Origin of the sequence: Devosia litorisediminis (assembly GCF_018334155.1) — a bacterium.
GTDB classification, from domain to species: domain Bacteria; phylum Pseudomonadota; class Alphaproteobacteria; order Rhizobiales; family Devosiaceae; genus Devosia; species Devosia litorisediminis.
The window spans coordinates 236,016-254,896 of the sequence record NZ_JAGXTP010000003.1 but is presented as its reverse complement, the minus strand read 5'-3'; the positions used below and the strand labels follow the sequence as shown (position 1 = coordinate 254,896).

Sequence of the window (18,881 nt, the reverse complement as noted above, 5' to 3'; positions counted from 1 at the left end):
TTGCAAGCAGTCTATTGGCCCTCAATATGGTTGCTCCGATCACGTGTTGACTGGCGCAAATTATCGGTGCGTTGCTCTGACCGGGGATAAGTTCAGGACCCCAAAGACACAAAGTCCAGGATTGATCACCGCCCACTGCGACCCAACACACCCTTGACGAATCCTGCGCTCTGGCCTTTGCCTCATGGGGTTCTTGTGGAGCCCTTGATCATGCGCCAGCGCCTTGTGCAATTGTTGACCTCCCGCCGCTGGGAGCAGGCCATTGTGGCCGTGATCCTGCTCAATTCGCTGGTGTTGGGGCTCGAAACCGATGCCGGTCTGGTCGCCCGTTTCGGGCCGGTGCTCCATGCGCTCGACATGATCATCCTGGCCATCTTCGTGGTCGAGATCGCCTTGCGCATCTATGCCTTCGGGCCGGGCTTTTTCCGCGATCCCTGGAGCCTGTTTGATTTCTTTGTGGTGGCCATTGCCCTGGTGCCGGCCAGCGGCCCGTTCCAGGTGCTGCGCGCCCTGCGCATCCTGCGGGCCTTGCGGCTGGTCTCGACCCTGCCGGCGCTGCGCCGTGTGGTTGGCGGGCTGGTCGCGGCCCTGCCGGGGATGAGTTCGATCGTGGCGCTAATGGCCATGCTGTTTTATGTGGCCGCGGTGATGGCGACAAATCTGTTCGGCGCGGCCTTTCCGGACTGGTTCGGCAGTCTGGGCGCCTCGCTCTATACGCTGTTTCAGGTGATGACGCTGGAGAGCTGGTCGATGGGCATTGTGCGCCCGGTGATGACGGCCTTCCCGCTGGCCTGGCTGTTCTTCGTGCCCTTCATTCTGCTCTCCACCTATGCGGTGCTGAACCTGTTCATCGGTGTCATCGTCTCGGCCATGCAGGAAGAAACCGAGGCGGCGGCCAGCACTGACCGGCAGGCGCTGCATGATGATACAGCCAGCATTTTGGCCGAGGTGCGGGCCCTGCGCGCAGAGGTGGCTGCGCTGCGGCAGGCGGACGGGCCGAAATAGCAAAGGGGCGCCAAGCGCCCCTTCAAAGTCTCGAAAAGATCAGGCTGACCAGAGGGTCAGGCCGATTTGTTATGCAGGTCGATGGAATCCAGGATCACCTTCTTGGCGTCTTCATAGCCACCGACATGGGAAATCTTGGCCCATTTGCCAGGCTCGAGATCCTTGTAGTGGGTGAAGAAGTGCTTGACGCGCTCGACCTGGATTTCCTGCATGTCGGTGACATCCTTGATGGCGTCATACATGCGGGTCAGCTTCTGCACGGGGACCGCGAGGATCTTTTCGTCCTGGCCACCATCATCTTCCATGAACAGCACGCCGATCGGGCGGCAGCGCACCACGGCGCCGGGCACCAGCGGGCGCGAGTTCATCACGATGACGTCGAGCGGGTCGCCGTCGCCACACAGGGTATGAGGCACAAAGCCGTAATTGCCGGGGTAGCGCATGGGCGTATAGAGGAAACGGTCAACAAACAGCGCGCCGCTGGCCTTGTCGATCTCGTACTTGATCGGCTCGCCGCCCATGGGGACTTCGATGATGACATTGAGGTCGTCGGGTGGGTTCTTCCCGGTGGGGATTGCGTCGATGTTCATTTGGCTTGGTGTCTCGTTGATCAAGGGGGCCACAAAGTGGTTGCGTTGTGCCCATAATGGCGGTGCAAAGGCAAGCCAGTTTGGTGCAAGGCTGCTGCCGCATATTGTCCCTGTTTCCTACGCGCCCCGGAGCCAAGATGAAACCCATTGTCTATGCCGCCCTGGCCGTATTGGCGCTGGCAAGCCCGGCCCAGGCCGGTTTCAACAGTGCCTATACCGATATCAATCTCGATGACTGCCTGGTTCTGGATGCCGATGATTTCGGCGTCAGCTGGGCCTGTCCGGGCTATAAGGGCTACCCGCTGATGATCCGCGAGGGCGATCTGCGCTTTTCGCTCAATTACGGTTTCGGCATTGATCAGCGCGCCCCGTTCTACACCATGCCCCCGTTCAATACGCTGGGCGCCAAGCTGGAATGGCGGCTGAGCAATGATCTGGGCCGCTGGATGCCGATTGCCACCATTGTGCGCTATTACACCGCCGATCCCGAAACCGGCGAGGATAACGGGCAGGTGCTGATGGTGACCCAGCTGGTCGAGGGCAATAGCTGCCCCATCGCCTATGTCGATGCGCGCGCCAACAAGAATGCTAATGAGCTGGCGCGGCAGGCCGCCGACAAGGCGGGCAGTTTTGATTGCGCCAGCGATGAAGTGGCCATTATCGGCAGCTTCAAGGCCTGGTAGCGGACACAAGAATGGCGGGGACCGGCCCCGCCATTGCTGATTTTCGGGCTGGCCTGAAGGCTAGCTCTGCCCCGCGCGCAGCATGATGGTGCCCGCCTCGTAGCCGGTGCGGCAATCGCTGGCATCGCGCTTGAGATCGTCTTCAAGCACATAGCTGGCCGCGCCCGGTCCCTCAAAGCGCGGGTCATCGCACTGGCCATCATTGGCATAGCTGGAGCTGTCATCGCCAAACTCGATGGCCTGGCTGTCATAGGGGGCAGCGGCGGCATATTGCGGGGTGTAGACGGTGCGGATCGAGACCTGTCCCTGGGCTTCAAGGGCCTTGCAGTCGCTGGCATCGCCCTGCAGGTCGTCGGTCAGCAGCTTCTTGTCGGTGCCGGGGCCTTCAAAGCGCAGATCATCGCATTCGCCATCATTGGCCCATTTGCTCCAGTCGCCGCCATAGTCAAAGGCGCCAACGGGGCTGGTGGTGTCGCCGCCCAGAAAGCTGGCATTGCCCGCTTCAACGGCGGCCTGGCAATCGGTGGCGTCGTGGCCGCGATCGGCTTCAAGCAGTTCGTCGGCGACGCCCGATCCGGCAAAGCGGGGGTCATCGCATTCGCCGTCATTGGCCCATTCGCTGGTATCGTCGCCATAATCGATGAATGACTGGCTGGGGTCATCCAGAGCCGGGCTGTCGCCGATAAAGGTTGCCATGCCTGCGTCATAGGCGGTGCGGCAATCGGTGGCATCGTGGCCCAGATCGGCCTGCAGCAATTCGCTGGCCACGCCTGTACCGGCAAAGCGGGGGTCGTCACACTCGCCATCATTGGCCCAGTGGCTGGTATCGTCGCCAAAATCGATCGCCTCGATCGTTGATGGGGTGGCGGTGTCACTGGCGCTGTCGGCGGCGCTGTCCGCGCGCAGGGTCACTGTACCGGCTTCAAAAGCGGCCTGACAGTCGGTGGCGTCGCGGGCAATATCGGCATCGAGCAGTTCGGCAGCACTGGCCGGGCCCTCAAAGCGGGGGTCGTCGCATTCGCCATCCCTGGCCCAGTCGCTGCTGTCATCGCCGAAATCAATGGCGGGGGCAGGGGCCTCGATGATGGCGGTGGTGTCGACCAGGGTCAGCGCGCCCGCCTCATAGGCCGTGCGGCAATCGGTGGCGTCGTGCCCTTTGTCGGCCTCAAGCAGTTCGTCGGCGGCGGCGGGGCCGGCAAAACGCGGATCATCGCACTCGCCGTCATTGGCCCATTCGCTGGTGTCGTCACCATAATCGATCATGCCGGCGCTGATGGCGGGCGCGCTGGTCTTGGGCGTGTGGGTGATCTTGTCGGCGTGGGCGGGCATGGTCAGGCCCAGCGCCAGAGCTGCCGCCAGCGTGGCGGCAGAGACAAGGCCCAGCCCGGCGCTGTTCAGAAGCGTCTTCAATCGGATCATCTGGTGTCCCTTTCGAGATGGCTGGGCGTCAACTGGCGCCATCCTAGTGCGAAGTTGCCGGGCTCAAAAGCCTTGCGTGGCAGAATCATGGTGTCGCCTTGCGGGCGGCCCGCTCGGCGCGGGTAAACAGCACTGAGCCGGCCAGCACAAGGGCGGTGCCAATGGCATGGAACAGGGTGAAGGGTTCGCCCAGCACCAGCACGGCAATGATGATGGTCACGACCGGGCCGAAAGCGCCGGTCGATGCGGTGGCGCGGGCGCCGATCCGGGCCATGCCCATATTCATCAGAAACGAGGGCAACACCGTGCCCAGCAGACCCAGTGCCAGACCATAGGCCCAGATTTGCGGGGTCAGGCCGAGATAGCTGGCCGGGCCCGCCAGCACCAGATTCTGCCCGATGGCGACCAGTGCGGCGGTGGACATGCCGATACAGGTGAACAGCCCCGCGCCAATGGTCAGCATCTGACGCTTGGCCAGGTGCTGATAGAGCGCAAAAGTGATGGCGGCGGCCAGGACCAGCAGCGTGCCGGTGACCAGCCCGTCCGGATTGATTGCCAGGTTCCAGCCAAAGATCACCAGCAGACCGGCATAGGACACAAGCATGGCGGGCACGACGCGCCAGAGCATGCGATCACCGAAGAACCACACGCCAAACAGCAGCACGAAAAACGGATAGGTGAACAGCACCAGCCGCTCATATTGGGCGGTGACGAAGTTCAGCCCCAGGAAATCGAGATAGCTCGAGAGATAATAGCCCAGAATGCCCACGGCCATGCTGGCCAGCACCACGGGTACGCTCAGGGCACGGCGCAGACTATCCTCGCGGCGCAAAATGGTGACTAGAATGAGCAGATAGACCGGCAGCGCGACCAGCATGCGCAGGCTGAGCAGCATTTCGGTCGACACGCCCTGGCCATAGGCAAGCTTGATGAAAATGCCCTTGGTTGAAAACAGCACGGCGCCGGCCACGGCAAAGGCATAGCCGATCGGGTCGCTGACGGTGAGGGGAGGCTGGCGGGTCATCTGGCAGGTCCTGATAAGGTCCACCTTGCCAGTCACCGGAGCGCCAGAAGGCGGACCGGGGTAACGAATGGCTGGACGTCAGCGCTCGTTCCGGTCCCGCGGGGAGCCAGAAAGGAGCAGTGTAAGGCAAGAGGTTGCGACGATGATGTCCATGGTATGGTTTTACCGGGCCAGAAGCGGTGCACGCAAGTCCATCTCAACGCGAACCGTTCGGTCGTCCGGACAGGCTCGATGCTAACAGTGTGTTAACCTCTGGGGTGCGCCTTGCGGTAGCTGTCGAGCAGGCGGTCGGTGTCCACCGCGGTGTAGATCTGCGTCGAGGACAGGCTGGCATGGCCCAGCAATTCCTGGATGGCGCGCAGATCGCCGCCCTTGCCCAGCAGATGGGTAGCAAAGGAATGGCGCAGCGCATGCGGTGTTGCCGAGGGCGGCAGGCCCAGCGCGCCGCGCAATTGCGCCACGCGCAGTTGGATCAGACGCGGGGACAACACCCCGCCCTTGACCCCGCGAAACAGCGGCTCGCCGGGCTGGGGGGCGAAGGGGCAGAGCTTGAGATAGAGGTCAATACTGCGGCGAACAGCAGCGATCAGCGGCACCATGCGGGTCTTGCCACCCTTGCCAGTCACCCGCAAAACCTCGGTTTCGAGGTCCGCACGGGTCAGCGCCAGCGCTTCGGCAATACGCAGGCCAGCGCCATAGCACAGCGAGAGCACGGCCATGTCGCGGGCCGCGACCCAGGGCCGTTCTTCCATGTCCTGGGTGGTGGAAATCGTATCGCGCGCCTCGAGCACGGTCAGCGCCTTGGGCAGGGATTTGGGTAGTTTGGGGGTGCGGATGACATTGAGCGCTTCGGTGCTCATCACCCCTTCGCGTTCCAGGAAACGGAAAAAGCTCTTGAGCGCTGACAGGACCCGGGCCAGCGAGCGTGACCCCAGACTTTCATTGCGCCGCTGCGCCATGAAGGCGCGCACATCGGCACCGCGTAAATCCTTGAGCGTATTTAGAGAAACCGGGCCGCCGGTGTGGCCGGCGAGAAACTGCAGGAACTGGTCGAGGTCCCGCCCATAGGCTTCGAGCGTATTGTCGGCGAGCCGACGCACTGATCCCAGCTCACGCTGCCAATCGCTGATGCGGGCGCGGACAAGCTCGTCGGTGGCAAAGGCAGAGTCGACCATAGGTGCAATCTGGTCCTTCATGGTAAACCGATGTTTAACCAGCGCCTGCCATTGTGCGAATCCTCAAAGAGGCCGATCGATGTCCAGACGTATCAATACTTTAGCGGGTGTGTTGGCCATGGGCTTGCTGGCTGTATCAGTCGGCCAGGCAGCGGCGCAAAGCTATGCCTATACCAGCTCTGACGACACCGTCCGGGTTACTGGTGGCATTGGCGCAATGTATCTTGAGGGCAATGAATATGTCTTCAATGGCGAGCGCACGCTGAGCCAGCTGATCTGGCAGACCCGCGTCCCGATGCTGCGCGGCAGCATTGCAGTTGATGTGGGCAATGGCTTCTCCATTCGTGCCGAAGGCAGCGTTGCTGGCTTTGGCTCAAGCTATATGGAGGACTATGACTGGCTGGTCTCGACCGATAGCTTTGACAACTGGACGCACCGCTCGCAGCACCCTGACACCAATCTTGATCACTATCTGACGGGCGCGGCGATGATTGGCTATGAGCTGGTCAATGATCCCGAGGCCGTCATCCGTTTCCACACGGGCCTGAAATACACTGATGTGAAATGGTCGGCCTATGGCGGTTCCTACATCTATAGCGATGGCGGCTTCCGCAACAAAACCGGCAATTTTGCCGATGGCGAGCCTGCAATTACCTATCAGCAGAAACTGCCCGAATTGTTTGTCGGTTTTGATGGCGATCAGTATTACGACAATGTGCGGATTGGTGGTTTGCTGCGCGGTGGCCTGACCGTGATGGCGCAGACGCGCGACAACCACTGGATGCGCAATCTTCTGGTGGTCGATAATTTCAATCCAGCACCCACCATTGCACTGGGCGCCGATGTCGGCTTCGCGCTGGGTCCGCTGGCCGAGTTCTACGTGGCCGCCCGCTACGACCAGATGTTCTTGATGCGCGGGAAGTCCGAGTATTTCAACACCACTACCGGCGCGCGCACCATTGTGGGCAACGATCTGGGGGGCGCGGATCTGCGTAGCGCCGAAATCACGGCAGGCCTGCGCGGTGCGTTTTAGGCAATCAGTCAGGCCGAGAACATAAACACGCTGCCGTGAGCGGTCTTCCGCCGCAAAGGCAGGCGCGCTAAGGCGATTGCATGAAACGTCTATTGGGCATTGCTGTACTGATTTTGGCACTGGTCGGCCTGAGCGCCCCCAGCCTGTCGGTGGCTGCCGGTGTTTCGGGACCGGTGTGGTCGATTGAACAAACCAGCGTTTCGGCTCCCACACCAACCAAGCTGGTGCACTGCAAATCACTGGGTGGCAAGCGCGTGCTGCCCTGCCATCCCGATCAGGGTGTGATTACCAGCACGCTGCCCGCCATAGGCCCCACCATCCGTCCTGCCCTGCAGCAGACGGTGTTGCTGCCCCCTGCCACGATTGGGCCTGAGGCCGAATTGCCGCCGCCCAGACGGGCCTGACGCCGGATATCGTTTCATCCTCAGGTTTCAGCGGCCAAATGGCCTCCCGTTTTCGAGTTTTCGACATGACCCGTCTTTCCATCGGTCGCCGCCAGTTCATGGTCGGCGCCACCAGTCTTTCTGCCCTGGCTCTGGCCGGCTGCACCACAACCACACCTCGCCGTGTCGTTGCTGCGGCCGCGCCCGTCCGCCAGCCCGTTCCTGCCGATGTGCAGGCCATGTATGGCGCGATCTATGACGAGCCCTTTGTTGTGCGCGCCGCCGACATGTCGCTGATAGACCCGATCTATTGGCGTCAGGAAGTGACCGACCCCACCGGTGAGGCGCCCGGTACTGTGGTGGTCGATACTGCGCAGCGCCATCTCTACCATGTCGGCGAAAATGGCATGGCGACCCGCTATGGCGTGGGCATTGGCCGGGCCGGTTTTGCCTGGGCCGGGCGGGCGCATATTGCCTACAAGAAAGCCTGGCCAACCTGGACGCCGCCCGCCGAAATGATCGAGCGGCAACCCGAGCTCGAGGAATATCGCCACGGTATGCCTGCCGGGGTGGATAATCCGCTGGGTGCGCGTGCTCTCTATATCCATCAGGGCAATGTGGACACGCTTTACCGCCTGCATGGCAATTCGGATGAGCGCAGTATCGGCAAGGCCGTTTCGAGCGGTTGTGTGCGATTGCTGCAGCAGGATGTGATCCATCTCGCCAGCGCGGTGAAGGCCGGTGCACCATTGGTGGTGCTCTAGTCTGGTGCGGTTGATGGTCTGAGCGGTCGCAGAATCACTGGACGCTGCCTATGTTCGTGGCGAACAGAACAGGCACAGATGCAGTCACGTCCAGATATTGTTGCGGTTATGGTGGGGGTCGCCGTGGAGGGACCCTATACCTATCACGTGCCCGACGGCATGACGGTGGCGCGCGGCTCCATCGTCTCTGTGCCGTTGGGACCACGCCTGGTGCTGGGCGTGGTGTGGGGGCCGCCCAAGGATATGGTGGCGCATAATCGGCTGCGCGATATCGCCATGGCCTATGATGTGCCGCCGCTCAGCGAGGAACTGCTCAAGCTGGTCGAATGGGTGGCACGCTACACGCTGGCAGCGCCCGGGCAGGTGTTGCGGGCCGTCTTGCGTTCAAGCGAAGCACTGGACGCGCCCAAGCCGGTGGTGGCGTTTCGCCGGACCGGCAAGGATCCCGACAGGATGACTCCGGCCCGATTGCGGGTGCTGGACGTGTTGATGGACGATATGGCGTGGCCCAAGGCCGCGTTGATCGGCTCGGCTGGCGTCTCGGCTTCGGTCGTTGAGGGACTGGAACGCGCTGGCGCCGTTGAACGGCTGGAAACGCCCGCGCCGCCGATAGTCGAGCAACCCGATCCGGAGGCTGCCATCGCCACGTTGTCTGAGGGGCAGCAAAAGGCGCTCGATGACATTCTCGCACTGGATCCGCATCAATTCGGCGTTGCCCTGCTCGATGGGGTGACGGGGGGCGGCAAGACCGAAGTGTTCTTTGAGGCAGTCGCCGACACGCTGCGGGCCGGACGTCAGGCCCTGATCCTGCTGCCCGAAATTGCACTGACCAATACCTTTATCAATCGCTTCACCAAGCGCTTTGGCACCCGGCCTGCCGAATGGCATTCCGACATGACGCCGCTGCAGCGTGCCAAGGTGTGGCGTGGGGTGCTGGATGGCACGGTGCGGGCAGTTGTCGGGGCGCGCTCGGCGCTGTTTCTGCCGTTTCGCGAGCTGGGCATTCTGGTGCTCGATGAAGAGCATGATGGCGCCTACAAGCAGGCCGATGGCATCACCTATCATGCGCGTGACATGGCGGTGGTGCGCGCCCATCTGAGCCATGCGCGCGTAATCCTGTCCTCGGCGACGCCGTCGGTGGAAACGCGCAACAACGCCAATACCGGCCGCTATGCCCATGTGCTGCTGACCTCGCGCTATGCCGAGGCGGCCATGCCCAATATCACTACTATCGACATGCGGATAGACGGGCCGGAAAAAGGTGCCTGGATCGCGCCAACGCTGGCGCGGGAGGTCTTCGCCGCGCTTGATCGGGGCGAGCAGGCTCTGCTGTTTCTCAATCGCCGCGGCTATGCGCCACTGACCCTGTGCCGCTCGTGCGGGCACCAATATCAATGTCCGGACTGCTCCGCCTGGATGGTGGAACATCGCTTTCGCGGGGTGTTGATGTGTCACCATTGCGGGCATGAGGTACGGACGCCCACCGCATGCAGTGAATGCGGGGAAGCGGATGCACTGATCGCGGTGGGGCCCGGGATCGAACGGGTGGCCGAAGAGGCCGCGGCGCGGTTCCCCGATGCACGTCGGGTGATCCTGTCCTCTGACATGGGCAGCAATGCGCAATTGCGCGAACGGCTCGGCGAGATTGAGCGTGGCGAGTTCGATCTGATCATCGGCACGCAACTGGTGTCCAAGGGGCATCACTTCGAGAAGCTGACGGTGGTGGGTGTACTGGATGCCGATCTTGGACTGGCGCATGGCGATCCGCGTGCCGCGGAAAAAACCTTCCAGATTCTGACACAGGTCGCGGGGCGGGCCGGGCGGGCCTCCAAAACCGGCAAGGCATTTCTGCAGACTTACCACCCCGACCATGCGGTTATGAAAGCCATGGTGACCGGTGATCGCGAGGCATTTTATGCCCATGAACTGGCGGCACGCGAATCGGGTGGCTTGCCCCCGTTCGGGCGGCTGGCGGCGCTGATCATTTCGGCCAATGAGCACGATGTTGCGATGGCCTATGCCAAGCGCCTGCTTTCAGCGGCACCAATGGCCGAAGGCGTGCGTCTGTTCGGACCGGCCGATGCCCCCATCTCCATGGTCCGCGGCCGCTACCGCGTCCGGCTTCTGGCGCAGTCGGGCAAGGATTTCGATCTGTCGGGCTATGTGCGGTTCTGGCTCGGATCAGCCGAAAAACCCACAGGCAATCTGCGGGTGCAGGTGGATATAGACCCGATGAGTTTCATGTGACAAACCGGCCCCGTGCACGCACAGGGGGCCGGTCAGGAGTGCGTCCGGCTCCACTAGAGCAGGAAATCATCGGTGGTCAGCGTAATGAGCCCCGTCAGCTCAATGTGGAAGTCGGCTGAGCCGTCGCCATCTACGTCACCCATGATCAGCGTGCGGTTCTGCGCAACTTGCTGTGTCCAGGTCAACGAGCCTGCGCCGGAGAAGCCCGCACCCTTGATGGCGTTGAAACTGAACGCATCGTTGCCCGCTACCAAGGTACTGGCATCGATGCCCTCCAGATCAAAGAGGTCGCGATTGCCCAGAACCTGTGAGAAGTCCGTAATAACGTCACGCTGACCGTAAACGCCTGCATCCTCGATCAGAGCGAATGCAAAGGTGTCGTCACCGCCTTCGCCGCTCAGGACATCACGGCGGAGGCCGCCGCTGATCCAATCATCCCCTCCACCCCCGAGTATCGTATCGGCGCCGTCCAGGCCGAATAGCGTGTCATTGCCATCAGCACCCCAAATGGTGTTGGCCTTGTCGTTGCCGGTTATGACGTTGTCGAGATAGTTGCCAGTTGCGTCCGCGACGCCCGTGCCAAGAAGTGTCAGGTTTTCGATTTGCTGCAGGTTGGCGATGCTGCGGCTAATCGTGGATGTGACCAGATCGATGCCACCTTCATCCCAGATCGTGTCCATCCCTTCGGCTTCGGACCCCAGAACGAAAATGTCATTGCCCAGACCGCCACCTAGAAAGTCCTGGCCGGCACCGCCTTCCAAAATATCATCACCATTACCTCCGTATAGGTCGTCATTACCAGCGCCGCCAAACAAGGTGTCGTTGCCTTCACCGCCTTGAACAGCGTCGTCGCTCATTCCCCCGTCTATCCGGTCGTCACCGCTCCCACCGAAAAGCTGGTCCTCCCCGTTCTCGCCGTAGATAGTGTCGTGGTCGTATCCCCCATTGATCTCGTCGTGGCCGAAGCCGCCATAGACTATGTCATCGCCGTCATCGCCCTCAATTCGATCGTGACCAAAACCGCCGTAAATGAGGTCATTTCCGTGCCCGCCAAAGAGGGTATCGTTGCCGCCGGCTGTGTCTTGCGATGCATCGTCGTCACCGTGGATGTTGTCATCGCCATCGTCGCCGTCAATGCGGTCATGGCCGCGGTCACCGATCAGTGTGTCATTGTCGCCTTGCCCGCGCACGCGATCATTACCGAGCCCGCCGAAAATGGTATCTTTGCCATTGCCCCCATTAAGGTCGTCGTCGCCAACTCCACCATCAATCAGGTCATCACCGTCGTCACCATATAGATAGTCGTTGCCTGAATCGCCGTAGAGCTGATCGTTGCCGCTTCCGCCATTCACGTCGTCGTGGCCGTTGCCGCCATGTAGCCTGTCGTCGCCATCATCACCGTTTAGATTGTCATTGCCGTCGTCGCCACTGAGCACGTCATTGCCGCTTTGCCCGCTGAGGTGATCGCGCCCGGCTCCGCCGCTGAGGACGTCATTACCGTCGTCCCCATTAAGATCGTCATTTCCGCTGCCGCCGGTTGCGATGTCATCGCCATCCCCGCCGCTGAACTGGTCGGCCCCGTCGCCCCCCGTGAAGGAATCATTTCCACCACGTCCGCGAACTGCAACGCCATCTTGGCCGGCGAGCAGCAAGTCATCAGCCTCGGTTAGCTGGAAGGCAGTAATGCCGTTAATGACGTCGTAGTCACCCCAAGTGTCCAGTGCACGTCCGGCACCCACAAACCCGAAACCTGCGATGTTGCGGTTGTCGGCGCTCAAGTTGACGACGACGCCCATCTCTCCATGGTCACCCCAATCACCGTTGTTCTCATCAAATTCAGGATGGGCCCATTTCTCTTCATCGTAGTTGATCATTGCCAAGCCGGTGAGATTGGCATCAGCAAATGTGTCGATGCCTTTGCCGCCAACGAACTCGAAGACACCGGCCCCAGAGCGTATGGGGTCGTCGAAGCTATCATTGGTATCTGCGGTGTTAGAAAATCCGGTGCCCACAATGAATGTATCTCGACCCTCTGTGCCGCGGATACGTTCAAGATTTGAGAAGGTCTGGTTTAGCGCCAGCTTGCGCGGGGCAGCAAAGGCGGGATTAACGCCGAAATAGCCTGTGATTGAACCGGAGCCGACACCGTTCTCCAGCGTCACTGTAATTTTGTCGCCTCCATGTTCAATCGAATTGCCATCCCCATTGGCGTCTCGATTGCGGTCATAATTGTCAAAAGCATACATGTCATAGCCGGCATCGCCATCAATCGTGTCGTTGCCAGCCGAGCCTGCGATGAAGTCGAAATTGCCGCTGCCAGCATTGATGAAATCGTGGCCTTCGCCTGCCGCAATGAAATCATCGCCAGCCTCGCCGTAAATGGTGTCATTGCGCAGCCCACCGAACAGATCGTCGTCGCCATCGCCGCCATAAAGGAAGTCATTGCCGTCGCCGCCGTACAGGCGGTCATGGCCTTCGTGGCCGTAGAGGCGGTCATTGCCGTCTTCACCCCAAAACCGGTTGTCGGTGCTATCGCCGATGATGCGGTCGTTGAGATCGGTGCCGACGATGCGTTCAATGCTGATCAGGCTGTCGGTATTGCCGTAGCTGTCCAGTGCGGCATGCGCCGCAACGGTCACGCCGCCGCTGCCGGTCACGGCGCCGTTGGCTGAACTGTCTGAGAGATTGACGAAGACCCCGCGGGAACCCAGTTCGGCCGAGTAATTGACGCGATCATAGCCGCCACTGCCGTTAATGGTGTCGGCGCCGTCCATGCCCTCAAATTCGTTGTTGAAGACACTGCCATAGAAAACATCATCATAATTGGTACCCTGAAGAGTATCGATACCAAAGAGGCGATCGGTCCCACCAGCGCCGGGCTTGATCACGATACCCGTGCCCAGATTGGCATCAATGCCGCCAGCAATGCCCGTCTGCTCAAAGAAGAATCGATAGCTCACCCGCACATAGCTATCGCCATGCATATAGTAGTTATCATTGCCCAGTGACGCTTCGATGAAATAGCCATCGCCCTCGATATCGGCGCCGTAAAACTCGTCATCGAACTGGCTGCCTCGACCCGATTCAAAGCTGGTGAAATTGGCCAGCAGGTTCAGGGTAGCGCGCTCAATGACTTCACCAGTGCCAAAGTCGATCACGACGCCATTGGTGCGCTGAAAGCCCATTTGCAGGAAATCATTGCCGCTACCGCCATCAAGCGTAACGGCGGCGGCAGGGGTATCCAGGATATAGGCATCATTGCCCTCATTGAGCGCGACGGTGTCCCCGCCGACAATGGAGCTACCAAAGACGTCTCGGTCGGCCGAACCGGCAACATCGATCGGCTCCATCAAAAGCAGGTTGGCCAGCGCGAAGCCGATGACGCCTTCATTGGGAGCAGGGTTGTCAAACTCGGTCAGAATGGTCTGCAAGTCGGTATAGCTACCGGCCGTGACAAAGTTTTCGATGCGGGCTACTTCCTGCCCGTCGCTGAAAACAACAAGACCGGTAATGTCACCAGAAGTCATGTTGCGCGCGGCATCAGCACGCAGATCAATACCGCTAATAACCAGAACGGTTGTGCCAGTTGTCAGGCTAATCGATGTCTGAGGTGAGTTGTCTGTGACGTTGAACACGCCAGATTGCAGTGCAGAACGATACAGCGCATTCCAGTCGTATGTTGGCATACCAACTGTAAACATTACGTTTGACATCTTGTCGTTCTCCCCTCGGATCCGATGTTGGGGAGCTTAATACTTAAATTAACAATTGGTAAACATTTCTATTTTGGTGGATGCAGCGGGGCAGGTGCGCCCCCGGCTGCCTGAGGTGCCCTGCGACACTTTCGCCGCCAGTGAATCACACCTGCAAGCCTTGCAAGGCCCGCGAGCCTTGTGCTAGAGCGAGCGCGACTTTGAAGGGGGCTCCGGACGTCCTCTTTTCCAGACAAGAACAAGCGTCAGCGACCGCCCGGGTTTCCAAACCAAATCAGGCGGCAAGCAGGCAAGCAACCAAGAGGGTGATGCGGCATTGGCAGCGCAGAATTCAGTGCTTACCCAGATCGCTCGGCCATATGCGTCGGCGCTGTTTGATCTCGCTAGCAGCGAGAACCAGTTGGCATCGGTCGAGACGTCTCTATCTGACGTCTCCCGTTTGATCGGAGAAAGCGCGGACTTTTCGCGCTTCCTGCGGTCGCCTGTCATTTCCGCGGACAACAAGGCCAGCGCGCTCGATGCATTGCTGGGCAAGGCCAAGACCAATCCACTGGTCGGCAACTTCCTGCGCCTGGTGGCCCAGAATGGTCGCCTGTTCGCGCTTGATGCCATTATTGCCGGCTTTCGCGAACTGGCCGCGCAGGCGCGTGGCGAGGTGACGGCTGACGTCACCTCCTCGGCGCCGCTGAACGCAGATCAGGTTGCCGCGCTCGGCGAGACGCTCAAGGCCAAGATTGGCAAGACCGTCACGCTCAATCAATTTGTCGATCCATCCTTGATTGGCGGCCTTCAGGTGAAGGTCGGCAGCCAGATGATCGATAGCTCGCTCAAGACAAAACTCGCTGCGATGAAGATCGCCATGAAAGAGGTCGGATAATGGACATCAAAGCCGCGGAAATTTCTGCGATCCTCAAGGACCAGATCAAGAATTTCGGCCAGGAAGCCCAGGTTTCCGAAGTCGGTCAGGTGCTTTCCGTCGGTGACGGTATCGCCCGCGTCTACGGTCTGGACAAGGTGCAGGCTGGTGAACTCGTCGAGTTCCCGGGTGGCATTAAGGGCATGGCCCTGAACCTTGAAACCGACAATGTCGGTGTCGTGATCTTCGGCAATGACCGTTCCATCAAGGAAGGCGATGTCGTCAAGCGCACCGGTTCGATCGTGGATACCCCGGTCGGCATGGGTCTGCTGGGTCGCGTTGTTGACGGTCTGGGTAACCCGATCGACGGCAAGGGTCCGATCGAGCACACTGAACGCAGTCGCGTTGACGTCAAGGCGCCCGGCATTCTGCCCCGCAAGTCGGTGCATGAGCCAATGTCGACAGGCCTGAAGGCCATCGATGCGCTGATCCCCATTGGCCGTGGCCAGCGCGAGCTGATCATTGGCGATCGCCAGACCGGCAAGTCGGCCATCATTCTTGATACTTTCCTGAACCAGAAGCCGGCGCATGACGCCAATGCTTCGGACACTGACAAGCTGTATTGCATCTATGTTGCAGTCGGGCAGAAGCGTTCGACCGTTGCGCAGTTCGTGCGTCAGCTCGAAGAATCGGGCGCGCTGCCTTATTCGGTGGTGATCGCGGCAACCGCTTCGGATCCCGCTCCACTGCAGTACATCGCGCCATTCACTGGCTGCGCCATTGGCGAGTTCTTCCGCGACAACGGCAAGCATGCCGTGATCGCCTATGACGATCTGACCAAGCAGGCCGTTGCCTACCGTCAGATGTCGCTGCTGCTGCGTCGTCCACCAGGCCGTGAAGCCTATCCCGGCGACGTGTTCTATCTGCATTCGCGTCTGCTCGAGCGCGCGGCCAAGCTCAATGAAAAGCATGGCCTGGGTTCGCTGACCGCTCTGCCCGTGATTGAAACGCAGGCCAACGACGTGTCGGCCTATATCCCGACCAACGTGATTTCGATCACCGATGGTCAGATCTTCCTGGAAACCAATTTGTTCTTCCAGGGTATCCGTCCTGCTGTGAACGTTGGTCTGTCGGTGTCCCGCGTGGGTTCGTCGGCTCAGGTCAAGGCGATGAAGCAGGTTGCCGGTTCGCTCAAGGGTGAGCTGAGCCAGTATCGCGAAATGGCGGCCTTCGCCCAGTTCGGTTCCGATCTGGATGCGGCCACCCAGCGTCTGCTCAATCGTGGTGCGCGTCTGACCGAGCTGCTCAAGCAGCCGCAGTTCAGCCCGCTCAAGATGGAAGAGCAGGTTGCGGTGATCTTTGCTGGCGCCAATGGCTATCTCGATAGCGTGCCCGTCAACAAGGTTGGCGATTTTGAACAGACCGTGCTTTCCGCCCTGCGTGGCAAGTATGCTGATCTGCTCAAGACCATCGCCACCGACAAGGCCCTGAGCGACGACACCCGTGCCGCGCTCAAGTCCGCACTCGATGAGATCAAGAAGACCTACGCGGCCTAAGGCCAGCAGGGAGATCGAAGGCCAATGGCTTCGCTAAAGGACCTCAAGAACCGGATCGACTCGGTCAGATCGACCCAGAAGATCACCAAGGCCATGCAGATGGTTGCGGCGGCAAAGCTCCGCCGTGCCCAGGAAGCTGCCGAGGCTGCGCGCCCCTATGCCGAACGCATGGGCAAGGTGCTGGCTTCGCTTGGTGCCGTCTATGACGGTCAGGAAAACGCGCCTGTGCTGCTCGGTGGTACAGGCAAGGATCAGGTGCATTTGCTGGTGGTTGCCACCGGCGAGCGTGGCCTGGCTGGCGGTTTCAACTCCTCGATCGCGCGTCTGGCCCGCGAGCATGCCGCAAAGCTGCTCAGCGAAGGCAAGACCGTCAAGATGCTGACCGTGGGCCGGAAGGGCCACGATATCCTGCGTCGTCAGTATGCCGACAACATCGTGGACACCTTCAATTTCCGTGAGATCAAGCAGGTCGGGTTCACCCAGGCCCAGCAGGTCACGGACAAGGTTCTCGAGATGTTCAACGCCGGCGAGTTCGACGTTGCGACGCTGTATTTTGCCAAGTTCGGCAGCGTGATCAGTCAGGTGCCGACGGCGCATCAGCTGATCCCCGCCAAGCTGCCGGCTCAGGCAGAAGGCGAGGTCGAGAATTCGGCCGTGCCTTACGAATATGAGCCAAGCGAAGAGGCGATCGTGGAAGATCTGCTGCCGCGCAATATTGCGGTTCAGGTGTTGCGCGCTCTGCTGGAAAACAGTGCCTCGTTCTATGGTGCGCAGATGTCCGCAATGGACAATGCGACCCGGAATGCCGGCGAAATGATCGGGCAGTTGCAGCTGAGCTACAACCGTCAGCGTCAGGCCCAGATCACCAAAGAACTCATCGAAATCATTTCGGGCGCGGAAGCGCTCTAAGCAATCGAAGCGAAGGACGAAACAAATGGCAGAGAAAAAGGCCGGTCGCGTATCGCAGGTCATCGGTGCCGTCGTGGACGTCGTGTTCGACGGCCACCTGCCCGCGATCCTGAACGCACTTGAGACAACCAATAACGGCCAGCGTCTGGTCCTGGAAGTGGCACAGCACCTGGGCGAAAACGCCGTGCGTACCATCGCCATGGACACCACTGAAGGTCTCGTGCGCGGCGCTGAAGTGATCGATCTGGGGACCGCCATCACGGTTCCCGTCGGCGAAGAAACGCTGGGTCGCATCATGAACGTGATCGGCGAGCCAATCGACGAAGCCGGCCCCGTGGGCTCCAGCGTCAAGCGCGAAATCCATCAGGAAGCACCGGCCTTTGCCGAGCAGAACCCTGAGAGCACCGTGCTGGTTACCGGCATCAAGGTGGTTGATCTGATCGCGCCATATGCGCGCGGTGGCAAGATCGGTCTGATGGGCGGCGCCGGTGTGGGCAAGACCGTGCTGATCCAGGAACTGATCAACAACGTCGCCAAGGCGCATGGTGGTTATTCGGTTTTCGCTGGTGTGGGTGAACGCACCCGCGAAGGCAACGATCTGTACTACGAAATGATCGAATCGGGCGTGAACAAGAACCCGGCCGAAAACGGCGGTTCTGCCGCCGGTTCCAAGTGCGCTCTGGTGTTCGGTCAGATGAACGAGCCTCCTGGTGCCCGTGCCCGTGTGGCACTGACCGGTCTGACCATTGCGGAAGACTTCCGCGACAAGGGTCAGGACGTGCTTTTCTTCGTGGACAACATCTTCCGCTTTACTCAGGCTGGCGCTGAAATGTCGGCACTGCTGGGTCGTATTCCTTCGGCTGTGGGCTATCAGCCTACACTGGCCACCGACATGGGTCAGATGCAGGAGCGCATCACGACCACCAACAAGGGTTCGATCACCTCGGTTCAGGCCGTGTACGTGCCCGCCGACGATTTGACCGATCCGGCGCCAGCAACCTCGTTTGCCCATTTTGACGCTGTGACCGTGCTGAACCGTGCGATCTCGGAAAAGGGTATCTACCCTGCCGTGGATCCACTGGCATCGAACTCGCGTATTCTCGATCCTCTGGTGGTTGGTGACGAGCACTATCAGGTTGCCCGTCGCGTTCAGGAAGTGCTGCAGAAGTACAAGGCGCTGCAGGACATCATCGCGATTCTGGGCATGGACGAGCTGTCGGAAGAAGACAAGCTGGTCGTGGCCCGCGCCCGCAAGGTTGAGCGCTTCATGAGCCAGCCCTTCGACGTGGCTGAAGTGTTCACCGGTACGCCAGGCGTGTTCGTGTCGCTTGAAGACACCATCAAGGGCTTCAAGGGCTTGGTAGCTGGCGAGTACGATCACTTGCCAGAAGGCGCTTTCTACATGGTCGGCACCATCGAAGATGCCGTCAAGAAGGCCCAGAAGCTGGCTGCCCAGGCAGCCTAGTGAATTCTTCGGGCTTGCCGCACGCGGCGAGCCTGACCTTCCGTTAAGGGACCAAAACA

Annotated in this window: 14 protein-coding genes and 1 pseudogene; 10 read left to right on the top strand and 5 right to left on the bottom strand. The window is 60.4% G+C overall.

From position 1 onward, the window contains the following. The first annotated feature begins 210 nt into the window (after positions 1-210). Positions 211-1,005, top strand: coding sequence for an ion transporter (locus KD146_RS16235; RefSeq protein ID WP_212659877.1), 795 nt, complete (start codon positions 211-213; stop codon positions 1,003-1,005). Positions 1,006-1,061: 56 nt separating this feature from the next. Here the strand turns inward: KD146_RS16235 and ppa are convergent, their stop codons facing one another. Continuing rightward, entirely contained in the window at positions 1,062-1,595 is a 534-nt protein-coding gene (gene ppa, locus KD146_RS16230; protein WP_212659876.1) for an inorganic diphosphatase, read from the bottom strand. A 137-nt stretch (positions 1,596-1,732) separates the two neighbouring features. Between ppa and KD146_RS16225 the strand changes: the two genes are divergently transcribed. After that, a complete protein-coding gene (locus KD146_RS16225; protein WP_212659875.1) occupies positions 1,733-2,278 on the top strand; it encodes a hypothetical protein in 546 nt (181 codons plus the stop codon). Between the two features lie 60 nt (positions 2,279-2,338). Here the strand turns inward: KD146_RS16225 and KD146_RS16220 are convergent, their stop codons facing one another. The 3 genes from KD146_RS16220 to KD146_RS16210 form a co-directional block, all read right to left on the bottom strand. Continuing rightward, positions 2,339-3,697, bottom strand: coding sequence for a hypothetical protein (locus tag KD146_RS16220; RefSeq protein ID WP_212659874.1), 1,359 nt, complete (start codon positions 3,695-3,697; stop codon positions 2,339-2,341). 85 nt (positions 3,698-3,782) lie between these two features. Beyond that, a complete protein-coding gene (locus tag KD146_RS16215; protein ID WP_212659873.1) occupies positions 3,783-4,721 on the bottom strand; it encodes a DMT family transporter in 939 nt (312 codons plus the stop codon). Positions 4,722-4,966: 245 nt separating this feature from the next. Beyond that, complete coding sequence (locus tag KD146_RS16210) at positions 4,967-5,896, bottom strand: tyrosine recombinase XerC (protein ID WP_212659872.1); 930 nt, start codon at positions 5,894-5,896, stop codon at positions 4,967-4,969. 79 nt (positions 5,897-5,975) lie between these two features. On the opposite strand from KD146_RS16210, the gene KD146_RS16205 reads away from it, so the two are divergent. The 4 genes from KD146_RS16205 to KD146_RS16190 all read left to right on the top strand — a co-directional run bounded on the left by KD146_RS16205 (position 5,976) and on the right by KD146_RS16190 (position 10,323). Further along, positions 5,976-6,929, top strand: a complete 954-nt coding sequence (locus KD146_RS16205) for an omptin family outer membrane protease (protein WP_212659871.1) — start codon at positions 5,976-5,978, stop codon at positions 6,927-6,929. Positions 6,930-7,009: 80 nt separating this feature from the next. Further along, a complete protein-coding gene (locus tag KD146_RS16200; RefSeq protein ID WP_212659870.1) occupies positions 7,010-7,333 on the top strand; it encodes a hypothetical protein in 324 nt (107 codons plus the stop codon). Positions 7,334-7,398: 65 nt separating this feature from the next. After that, positions 7,399-8,076 carry a L,D-transpeptidase gene (locus KD146_RS16195; protein WP_212659869.1) on the top strand — a complete coding sequence of 226 codons (678 nt, stop codon included), beginning with the start codon at positions 7,399-7,401 and terminating at the stop codon, positions 8,074-8,076. A 78-nt stretch (positions 8,077-8,154) separates the two neighbouring features. Continuing rightward, positions 8,155-10,323 (top strand): primosomal protein N', encoded by a 2,169-nt coding sequence (locus KD146_RS16190; protein WP_212659868.1) that lies wholly within the window; start codon positions 8,155-8,157, stop codon positions 10,321-10,323. Positions 10,324-10,376: 53 nt separating this feature from the next. Here KD146_RS16190 and KD146_RS16185 read toward each other — a convergent pair whose 3' ends face one another. After that, positions 10,377-14,036 carry a calcium-binding protein gene (locus KD146_RS16185; RefSeq protein ID WP_212659867.1) on the bottom strand — a complete coding sequence of 1,220 codons (3,660 nt, stop codon included), beginning with the start codon at positions 14,034-14,036 and terminating at the stop codon, positions 10,377-10,379. Between the two features lie 316 nt (positions 14,037-14,352). On the opposite strand from KD146_RS16185, the gene KD146_RS16180 reads away from it, so the two are divergent. The 4 genes and pseudogenes from KD146_RS16180 to atpD form a co-directional block, all read left to right on the top strand. Then, the gene (locus tag KD146_RS16180) at positions 14,353-14,913 is read left to right on the top strand and encodes a F0F1 ATP synthase subunit delta (RefSeq protein WP_212659866.1); all 561 of its coding nucleotides are present in this window, start codon (positions 14,353-14,355) and stop codon (positions 14,911-14,913) included. Then, a complete protein-coding gene (gene atpA / locus KD146_RS16175) occupies positions 14,913-16,448 on the top strand; it encodes a F0F1 ATP synthase subunit alpha (protein WP_212659865.1) in 1,536 nt (511 codons plus the stop codon). Before KD146_RS16180 ends, atpA begins: the two co-directional genes overlap by 1 nt. Positions 16,449-16,472: 24 nt before the next feature. Further along, positions 16,473-17,357, top strand: coding sequence for a F0F1 ATP synthase subunit gamma (locus tag KD146_RS16170; protein ID WP_212659864.1), 885 nt, complete (start codon positions 16,473-16,475; stop codon positions 17,355-17,357). 37 nt (positions 17,358-17,394) lie between these two features. Beyond that, positions 17,395-18,822 (top strand): annotated as a pseudogene (gene atpD / locus KD146_RS16165) (F0F1 ATP synthase subunit beta); the annotation flags it as partial. Positions 18,823-18,881: the final 59 nt, after the last annotated feature.

Excerpts from the sequence above, each read along its gene's own strand:
- KD146_RS16235 (WP_212659877.1), top strand. The coding sequence starts at position 211 with ATGCGCCAGCGCCTTGTGCAATTGTTGACCTCCCGCCGCTGGGAGCAG.
- ppa (WP_212659876.1), bottom strand. The coding sequence starts at position 1,595 with ATGAACATCGACGCAATCCCCACCGGGAAGAACCCACCCGACGACCTC.
- KD146_RS16225 (WP_212659875.1), top strand. The coding sequence starts at position 1,733 with ATGAAACCCATTGTCTATGCCGCCCTGGCCGTATTGGCGCTGGCAAGC.
- KD146_RS16220 (WP_212659874.1), bottom strand. The coding sequence starts at position 3,697 with ATGATCCGATTGAAGACGCTTCTGAACAGCGCCGGGCTGGGCCTTGTC.
- KD146_RS16215 (WP_212659873.1), bottom strand. The coding sequence starts at position 4,721 with ATGACCCGCCAGCCTCCCCTCACCGTCAGCGACCCGATCGGCTATGCC.
- KD146_RS16210 (WP_212659872.1), bottom strand. The coding sequence starts at position 5,896 with ATGGTCGACTCTGCCTTTGCCACCGACGAGCTTGTCCGCGCCCGCATC.
- KD146_RS16205 (WP_212659871.1), top strand. The coding sequence starts at position 5,976 with ATGTCCAGACGTATCAATACTTTAGCGGGTGTGTTGGCCATGGGCTTG.
- KD146_RS16200 (WP_212659870.1), top strand. The coding sequence starts at position 7,010 with ATGAAACGTCTATTGGGCATTGCTGTACTGATTTTGGCACTGGTCGGC.
- KD146_RS16195 (WP_212659869.1), top strand. The coding sequence starts at position 7,399 with ATGACCCGTCTTTCCATCGGTCGCCGCCAGTTCATGGTCGGCGCCACC.
- KD146_RS16190 (WP_212659868.1), top strand. The coding sequence starts at position 8,155 with ATGCAGTCACGTCCAGATATTGTTGCGGTTATGGTGGGGGTCGCCGTG.
- KD146_RS16185 (WP_212659867.1), bottom strand. The coding sequence starts at position 14,036 with ATGTCAAACGTAATGTTTACAGTTGGTATGCCAACATACGACTGGAAT.
- atpA (WP_212659865.1), top strand. The coding sequence starts at position 14,913 with ATGGACATCAAAGCCGCGGAAATTTCTGCGATCCTCAAGGACCAGATC.
- KD146_RS16170 (WP_212659864.1), top strand. The coding sequence starts at position 16,473 with ATGGCTTCGCTAAAGGACCTCAAGAACCGGATCGACTCGGTCAGATCG.